The sequence below is a fragment of the Pedococcus sp. P1_H8 genome, from assembly GCF_056405175.1.
Map to the genome: position 1 here is coordinate 1 of NZ_JBFUCP010000070.1, position 599 is coordinate 599.

Consider the following 599-nt stretch of genomic DNA (forward strand, 5'->3'; position numbering starts at 1 on the left):
GTACCCGAGGTCGGCGGCCACCGAATCGACCGCCGCGTTGTGGAATCCGTACGGCGGCCGGAAGAACGGTGTCCCATCCACTCCGAACTGCTTCCGCAGGAAGGTCTGGGTCCGCCGCAACTGGTCGGCCACCGCCGAGCTCGAGAGCTTGGTCAGGTCCGGGTGGTCCCACGTGTGGTTGCCGAGCTGAATCTGGCCGGAGTCAACCAAGGGGCGCAGCGCATCCCGGTGAATCGTCCACGAGTCGTAGGACGCGGTGACAAAGAAGGTGAAACGGGCGCCCGTGTCCCGGGCGAACCGTATGTACGCCGCGACCACCTCCGGGTCGGTGCCGTCGTCCACGGTCAACGCGAGGTTGGCGCCCGGTCCGGGCAACGCCGTGAGCGTGCCCGGCGGGACCGCCACCCGCGCCGAGGCCGCGGGCGGTCGACGCAGCTCTGGCGCGGCCGGGCCTGGAGTCGCGGACCCTTGCGCGGGCAACGCGGCGTCGTCGTCCGTCTCGCCGGCGACCGCGGACGCGCATCCGGCCAGGGCGCCGACGGCTCCCGCCGCCAGCAGCGTCACGAATCTCCTTCTGCTGAGCGTCATCTCAAGGACTC

General features: G+C 71.0%; 1 protein-coding gene. It reads right to left on the reverse strand.

Going from position 1 to position 599, the window contains the following annotated elements; translation table 11 throughout:
• Positions 1-564, reverse strand: a 564-nt coding sequence (locus AC1DYG_RS18875) for a polysaccharide deacetylase family protein (protein WP_477641404.1), incomplete at its 3' end; no start/stop codon positions are given.
• Between the last annotated feature and the right edge of the window lie 35 nt (positions 565-599).